Origin of the sequence: uncultured Rothia sp., assembly GCF_963507905.1 — a bacterium.
GTDB lineage: Bacteria > Actinomycetota > Actinomycetes > Actinomycetales > Micrococcaceae > Rothia.
In genome coordinates this window covers 1-7,379 of sequence record NZ_CAUOUU010000024.1, presented here as the reverse complement: position 1 = coordinate 7,379, position 7,379 = coordinate 1, and the positions used below count along the sequence as shown (strand labels likewise).

The following is a 7,379-nucleotide window of genomic DNA, read 5'->3' as shown; positions in this document are numbered from 1 at the left end:
ACTCTCTCACAGTCGCGGCGGACACACCAAGCTTCCTGGCGGTCAGACCATAGCCATATCCTCTCTCGAACATTTGCGCTGCCTGCTCCCGGAGCAAACGGTCATGTCTTAATCCCTGATTGATAGACATGAAAAGCCTCCTGTTTCTTGGACTTTAGTTTTGGTGTCCAAGAAACGGGAGGCAGTTCATGACGACTCGGGGGCTTTACGTTTAGCCTTATTTTCCGCGCTGAAGGCGGTTATCGTCCTCGTTCCTACAGGGGCTGGGTGGGTGGGTACGCTATACCCTTCCTCCGCTCCTGCAGGGGAACCCACCGCACCCGGACGCTCCGCTTCTCCTTGCTTCGCTGCGGAGAGCGCCCGGGTGGGCACCCTGATGTCGCTTCCGGAGGGTATAGCTACCCTCGGCTCTGGTGAGGTGCGCGCGGAGGGGCGGTGTCGTCCGTAGTGACATCAGGGTGCCCGAAGCGAAGCGAGGGCGGGTTCCCTGTAGGAACGAGGAAGAGCACCGCCCCTCACAGATTCCGCCACCTCATCGTTCCTAGGCCCCAAACGTGTAATCAGACGGTGCTAGTCCTCGTGCGCAACCTTCACGGTCACGCCGTTGAACGTCACGGTATCTCCGGGGTGCAGCTGCTTGCCGCGTGCTTCTTCAATATCGCCGTTGACCTTGACCAGGCCGTGCTGAATGACCTCGCGTGCCTGCGCACCGTCCTCTACGAGGTTGGCGAGCTTGAGGAACTGGCCGAGGCGGATCATGTCGTCGCGAATAAAAATTTCTTCCATGCTTCCTAGTTTATCCCGCCGGGTGCATCCTGGTGTTCGGCAAAAATGGGGGAGTGGCGGGCCGAGTAGGCATACCCAGGGGCGGGTTGGTGATGGTACCCTAGTGTCTTGCATCAAAAAGTGTGCATATTGCGCCGATGAGCGCGAATGCGGGCGCCCCGTTCTGGGCGGCGTCCCTTATGAACCCGAACTCACGCACGTCACAGCCGGTGGCGGGGCAGAAGGAGTAACTATGGCTGAAAAGTCCACCCTCGATAACGTTATTGCGCTTGCGAAGCGCCGCGGCTTTGTTTTCCAGGCCGGTGAAATTTACGGCGGTTCCCGCTCCGCATGGGACTACGGCCCCCTCGGGGCGGAGCTGAAGGAAAACATCCGTCAGCAGTGGTGGCAGCGTTTCGTCCGCTCCCGTGCGGACATGGTTGGCCTGGACTCCTCTGTTATTCTGCCTCGTGCGGTGTGGGAGGCATCCGGCCACGTGGCGACCTTCACCGACCCGCTGGTTGAGTGCCTGTCGTGCCACAAGCGTCTGCGTCAGGATCACCTGCTGGAGAACTTTGAGGCGAAGAAGGGCCGCGCGGCTGAGGGCATGGAAGAGATTGCCTGCCCGAACTGTGGCACCCGTGGCGAGTGGACCGAGCCGCAGAACTTCTCCGGCCTGATGAAGACCTACCTGGGCCCGGTCGATAACGAGGAGGGTCTGCACTTCCTGCGCCCGGAGACCGCTCAGGGCATTTTCGTGAACTTCAACAACGTGGTGACTGCATCCCGTAAGCGCCCGCCGTTCGGTATTGGCCAGATCGGTAAGTCGTTCCGTAACGAGATCACCCCCGGTAACTTCATCTTCCGTACCCGCGAGTTCGAGCAGATGGAAATCGAGTACTTCGTGCACCCGGACGACGCTGACAAGTACTTCAACGAGTGGGTTGAGGACTGCTGGAACTGGTTCGTTGACCTGGGCATCAACCCGGACAACATGCGCCGCTTCGACGTTCCCAAGGAAGAGCGTGCACACTACTCGGCTGGCACCATTGACGTTGAGTACCGCTTCGGCTTCCAGGGCTCCGAGTGGGGCGAGCTGATGGGTGTTGCGAACCGTACCGACTACGACCTGGGCGTTCACAACAAGCACTCCAACGCGAAGCTTGAGTACTTCGACCAGGCTACCGGCGAGCGTTACGTGCCGTACGTGATTGAGCCGTCCTTCGGTCTGACCCGCTCCATGATGGCGTTCCTCGTTGACGCATACGTTGAGGACGAGGCACCCAACACCAAGGGTGGCGTGGACAAGCGCGTCGTGCTGAAGCTTGACCCGCGCCTGGCACCGGTCAAGGCTGCTGTTCTGCCGCTGTCCAAGAAGGCTGAACTGTCTGAGCCGGCAACCAAGCTGGCGAACGAGCTGCGCGGCCTGTGGAACGTGGACTACGACGAGGCGGGCGCTATTGGTCGCCGTTACCGCCGCCAGGATGAGATCGGTACCCCGTTCTGCATCACCGTGGACTTCGATACCCTCGAGGATCAGGCTGTGACCATCCGCGAGCGTGACACCATGAACCAGGAGCGTGTGGCTCTGGATCAGGTGAAGTCCTACCTGGCTGCACGCCTGGCAGGCTAAAAATATTCATCACACGGTCGGCGGGTAGCCTCTTAGAGCGAAAGAGGCTACCCGCCGTCGTGTATTTGGGCTACCCTGGTTAGACTGATTGGCACGATAGACGCGAGCGAAGGAAGGCACACGGATATGGCTGAACGCCTTAGCGAAAAATTTGAGATTCGCCCCTGGCAGGAGGGTGATGACCTTGCCCTGCTTGAAATCTGGAACTCTGCCCGCAATGAGGTTGAGGAGCGCCAGCGTGGCCTTTTCGGCCCGGATACGGATGCGCCGTTTAGCCGCACTCTGGTGGTGACTGTTTCGGGTGTTCCGGTGGCGGCGGGTACCGTGGTGGCTTCGCTGCTGCATCCGGCGCGTCTGTGGTCGTATGTTGAGGTGGCGGCTGATCACCGCCGTCAGGGTATTGGTACCGCGCTGCTGAATGCGCTGCGTGAGATTGCGGCGGCGCACGGTCAGACCACTGCTCTGCGCGTGAAGCTAGCGCCGTTTAGCGACGGTGAGGAGTTCGCGCAGGCTGCCGGCATGAAGCTGATTCAGCGCTCCCGTATGGTGCGTGTGGAGCCGGGCGCGATTCCCCCGGTGTCTCTGCGTGAGGATGCTGACGGTAACGAGACTCAGGCGATTGAGGATTTGGCGACCGGTTCGGTGGAGCTGACTTCTGCGCTGTGGAATTTTTACCGCCGCGCTCACGAGTGGGATGTGCCCGCCGAGGTGGGTCTGGGTACCGTGAACCGCTACTTCCTCTCGGATGAGGTGCGCGCTTTTGGTGCCGTGGTGCTTCGCGACCACATTCGCGAGGCGGCTGCCGAAGGTAAGAAGGGCCAGATTGTGGCATTTGCGGTGAGCTACCACCCCTTCGAGACCGACCCGGAGTCGGCACTGGTAAACGAGAACACTGCCACCGAGCTGTTGCTGGGCTACGACTTCGATAATGAGGGCGCCGTGGAGGCGATTATGCAGGTGCTGTCCCTGCTGAGCGCTAAGTACCCGGTGCTGGTTGAGGTTGATGACTCCATGGAGGCGCTGGTTCAGGTGACCGACGTGCTGCTGCGTGCCGGTACCGCTTCGGTGGAGGGCGACCCGACCTATATTTACGTGACCGAGTAGGCTTTCGGGTAGATTCCGAGTAGATTCTCGGTACCGAGCCTGCTGGCTGACTCTTGCTGAAAGGGGCGGGGGAGTGGAATGCTCCTCCGCCCCTTGTGCGTGCTGCCCCTTTCGCGTACCTGCGCTCGCCTCTGCCTACCGCCGCGGGGCGCCTCCAAAAAATCCGCCTGCACTGCGCCTCTGTACCCCGTCAGCTGAGTCCGGTTCTCGATTTGCCCCCGTATGCCACAATATAGGGGTGAATTCTGAAGCACCCCGTCTTACCCTCCCGCCCCTGAAACTGGGCAAACTGACCGTTGATACTCCCGTGGTTCTCGCCCCGATGGCTGGCGTGACCAATAAGGCTTTCCGCCGCCTCTGCAGTGAATATGGCGGCGGCCTGTACGTTACCGAGATGGTGACTGCGCGCGCCCTCGTGGAGCGTAAGCCCGAGTCCATGCGCATTATTGAGCATGACCCGGACGAGAAGATCCGCTCCATCCAGATTTACGGTGTGGACGCGGTCAACGTCGGTAAGGCTGTGCGCATGGTCGTTGAAGAGGACCGTGCCGACCACATTGACTTGAACTTTGGCTGCCCGGCTCCTAAGGTGACTCGCCGCGGTGGCGGTGCCGCTCTGCCCTGGAAGACTGACCTGTTCACCGCGATTGTGCAGACCGCGGTGAAGGAGGCGTCCCGCAACGATATTCCGCTGACCATTAAGATGCGCAAGGGCATCGACGACGACCACATTACGTTCTTGGAGTCCGCCAAGATTGCGCGCGATGCGGGCGTTGCGGCGATTGCTCTGCACGGCCGTACTGCGGCTCAGCATTATTCGGGTAAGGCTGACTGGGATTCGATTGCGCAGCTGCGTGAGCTGATTCCGGACGTGCCGATTCTGGGTAATGGCGATATTTTCTCCGCTGAGGATGCGGTGCGCATGGTTGAGCAGACCGGCGTGGACGGCGTGGTGATTGGTCGCGGCTGCCAGGGTCGTCCGTGGCTGTTTGGTGACCTGCAGAATGCGTTTGAGGGTTCGTCGGAGCGTATCCGCCCGACTCTGACCGAGGTGTCGGATATGATTTACCGCCACGCAGAACTGCTGGTGGAGACCTTTGGCGATGAGACTCGCGGCCTGCGCGAGATTCGCAAGCACGTGGCGTGGTACTTCAAGGGCTACCCGGTTGGCGGCGAGCTACGCGCGAAAATGGCTCAGGTGCCCGACCTGGCGACGTTCCGTGAGCTGATTGCTCAGCTGGACCACTCGATTGGTTACCCGGGTGCCGCTGTGGAGGGTTCGCGCGGCCGCGCCGGTAGCCCCAAGCAGCCGCACCTGCCCGATGGCTGGCTGGATTCGCGCATCCTGGGGGACGCTGAGCGTCTGGGCCTGGCGGAGGCTGAGCTGGATATTTCCGGCGGCTAAACACCTGTACTTGTGTGCCGCGGCGTGCTGTTTGCGCGTCGCGGCGCATCCTTTTTGTGAGCCTGTTCGGGCGTTATTTCCCGCGCCTATAACGCCTGCGACGCTACCTGTTGACCCTCACCGTAGAATTGAGTTTATGGCTGGATTAATCCGCAAAGAAGACATTGACGAAGTCCGCGCCCGTACCGATATCCGCGAAATCATTGAAGGCTATGTGAGCCTCAAAAGCGCCGGTATAGGCACCTTCAAGGGGCTGTGCCCGTTCCACGACGAGCGCACGCCCTCCTTCAATGTGCGCCCGCAGGTCGGCTCGTACCACTGTTTTGGCTGCGGTGAATCCGGTGACGTGTACTCCTTCGTCATGGCGATGGAGCACACCAGTTTCGTTGAGACGGTGGAGCGTCTTGCCGCGCGCATCGGCTACACCCTGCACTATGAGGGCGGTAAGCCCGGCGACCGCTACGAGGCGGGTATGCGCCACCGCTTGCTCGACGCGCACAAGATTGCCGCCGAGTTCTTCGAACGCAACCTCTACAGCGCTGATGCGCAGGAGGCGCAGCGCTTCCTCGGTGCCCGCGGCTTCGACCCCGCCGCAACCCGCAAGTTCGGTGTCGGCTACGCACCCCGCGGCTGGGACCACCTGCTCAAGCACCTTCGCTCCCAGGGCTTCACCGACGAGGAGCTGAAGGCGACCGGCATGTTCTCCGAGGGCAACCGCGGCCTGTACGACCGCTTCCGTGGCCGCATCATCTGGCCGATCCGCACCATCGCCGGTGAGACCATCGGCTTTGGTGCCCGCCGCCTCTTCGATGATGACCAGGGCCCCAAATACCTGAACACCCCCGAGACGCAGCTGTATAAGAAATCCCAGGTGCTCTACGGCATTGACCTGGCAAAACGCGATATGACCAAGACCAAGCAGGTCGTCATCGTGGAAGGCTACACGGACGTCATGGCGGCACACCTTGCCGGCATCACCACCGCCGTTGCCACCTGTGGTACCGCGTTCGGTCCCGGCCACATCAAGATGGTGCGCCGCATGATTACCGACGACGGCTCCGGCGGAGAAATCATCTTCACCTTCGACGGTGACGCCGCAGGACAGAAAGCCGCCATGGCAGCTTTTCAGGAGGATCAGCGTTTTGTGGCGCAGACCTTCGTGGCGGTTGCTGAGAACGGCATGGACCCCTGCGACCTGCGCCTGCACAAGGGCGACGCCGCCGTGCGCTCGCTGATTGCTTCGCGCCGCCCGCTGTTCGAGTTCGCGATTGATTCGACCCTCGCCAAGTACGACCTGGCGACCCTGGAGGGCCGCGTGCTGGCGATGCGTGCCATCGCCCCGATTATTGCCGGCATCAAGGACCGCGACCTGCGCCCCGCCTACATGCGTAAGGTATCCGGTCAGCTCGGCCTGGAGCTGGACGAGATTCAGCGTGCCGTGGCGTACGCGCAGAACCACCCGAAGCTTTCGCGGACCCAGCAGGCGGAGGCTCCCGCCGCCGTGCCGCGTTATGAGCGTCTGAATGAGGGGCCGCAGGGTCAGCCCGGTATGGCACATACCGACGCGCCCTACGACCCCGCCTACGATGCACCGCCTCCCGAGGATTACGCCGCGCCCAGCGCCTACGCCGGACAGAACGCTGCCGCGCATCCGCCGAGCAGCATTCAGCCCGCCGCACCCCAGCCGGAGGCGACCGTCCCCGCCGTCGAGGAGTTCCTCACCCCCGACCCGCGCGATCCGGTTGCGCGCCTCGAAAAGGCGGCGCTCGAGATTGCCCTGCAGCACCCCGAGCTCATCAGCGTGGAACAGTGGCGCAACCTCGCCACCGTGCAATTCCGCTACCGCACCCACCGCGAGGTGGCCGCCGGCATTATTCACGCGGCAACCGTCATGGCGCCCACCCCCGGCATCGAATGGATTAACTGCGTGCGCTCCGGCGCGGTAGAAGGCGTACACCCCGCCATCGCGGAGCTCGCCGTCTCACCGCTACCGGTCAGCAGCGCCGAGCGTCTGCCCGGTTTCGTCACCGGCGCACTCAACGCCCTATTCGAACAGCAGATTGCCCGCCAAAAATCCGACCTGATGATGCGCCTGGAGCAGCTCAGCGCCAACCCGGACGACGAAGAATTCGAAGCGGTACAGCGTCAGCTCCTCGAACTGGAAATGCGCCGCCGCCAGCTCGCCGCGCAGCGCGGCTAGGCGCGGTTCTTTACAGGTGCCCCGGCAACCTGTCGAATGTCCTGCGTTCTGCATGTTGCCGGGGGAGCGCCACCGGTCAGTAGAGGGCAACACCAGCCCCAGTTCAAAGAGTGATGCACTTCACGGCATTTCAAGTTGCGGAGCCCAAACAGCCCCGGTATAGTTATTACTCGTTGCAAGGGAAACCAGCAACGGAAACAAAATAATCCCCCGTAGCTCAATTGGCAGAGCATTCGACTGTTAATCGAAGGGTTACTGGTTCGAGTCCAGTC

At 61.8% G+C, this 7,379-nt stretch carries 5 protein-coding genes and 1 tRNA gene; 5 read left to right on the top strand and 1 reads right to left on the bottom strand.

Annotated elements, in window-relative coordinates:
* Positions 1 to 570: 570 nt before the first annotated feature.
* Positions 571 to 786, bottom strand: a complete 216-nt coding sequence (locus RQ593_RS09410) for an RNA-binding S4 domain-containing protein (RefSeq protein ID WP_005508828.1) — start codon at positions 784 to 786, stop codon at positions 571 to 573.
* A 232-nt stretch (positions 787 to 1,018) separates the two neighbouring features.
* Between RQ593_RS09410 and RQ593_RS09405 the strand changes: the two genes are divergently transcribed.
* The 5 genes from RQ593_RS09405 (at position 1,019) to RQ593_RS09385 (ending at position 7,379) form a co-directional block, all read left to right on the top strand.
* Positions 1,019 to 2,398: a glycine--tRNA ligase gene (locus RQ593_RS09405; protein ID WP_070604777.1), complete on the top strand. Its 1,380-nt coding sequence runs from the start codon at positions 1,019 to 1,021 to the stop codon at positions 2,396 to 2,398.
* 126 nt (positions 2,399 to 2,524) lie between these two features.
* Entirely contained in the window at positions 2,525 to 3,502 is a 978-nt protein-coding gene (locus RQ593_RS09400) for a GNAT family N-acetyltransferase (protein ID WP_049360850.1), read from the top strand.
* Between the two features lie 238 nt (positions 3,503 to 3,740).
* Entirely contained in the window at positions 3,741 to 4,907 is a 1,167-nt protein-coding gene (gene dusB, locus RQ593_RS09395; protein WP_044150672.1) for a tRNA dihydrouridine synthase DusB, read from the top strand.
* 136 nt (positions 4,908 to 5,043) lie between these two features.
* Positions 5,044 to 7,107: a DNA primase gene (dnaG, locus tag RQ593_RS09390; protein WP_311450477.1), complete on the top strand. Its 2,064-nt coding sequence runs from the start codon at positions 5,044 to 5,046 to the stop codon at positions 7,105 to 7,107.
* A gap of 214 nt (positions 7,108 to 7,321) precedes the next feature.
* Positions 7,322 to 7,379, top strand: a tRNA-Asn gene (locus tag RQ593_RS09385).

What these genes read in the sequence shown, in the direction of transcription:
- RQ593_RS09400 (WP_049360850.1), top strand. Translation starts at nt 2,525, where the DNA reads ATGGCTGAACGCCTTAGCGAAAAATTTGAGATTCGCCCCTGGCAGGAG.
- RQ593_RS09410 (WP_005508828.1), bottom strand. Translation starts at nt 786, where the DNA reads ATGGAAGAAATTTTTATTCGCGACGACATGATCCGCCTCGGCCAGTTC.
- dnaG (WP_311450477.1), top strand. Translation starts at nt 5,044, where the DNA reads ATGGCTGGATTAATCCGCAAAGAAGACATTGACGAAGTCCGCGCCCGT.
- RQ593_RS09405 (WP_070604777.1), top strand. Translation starts at nt 1,019, where the DNA reads ATGGCTGAAAAGTCCACCCTCGATAACGTTATTGCGCTTGCGAAGCGC.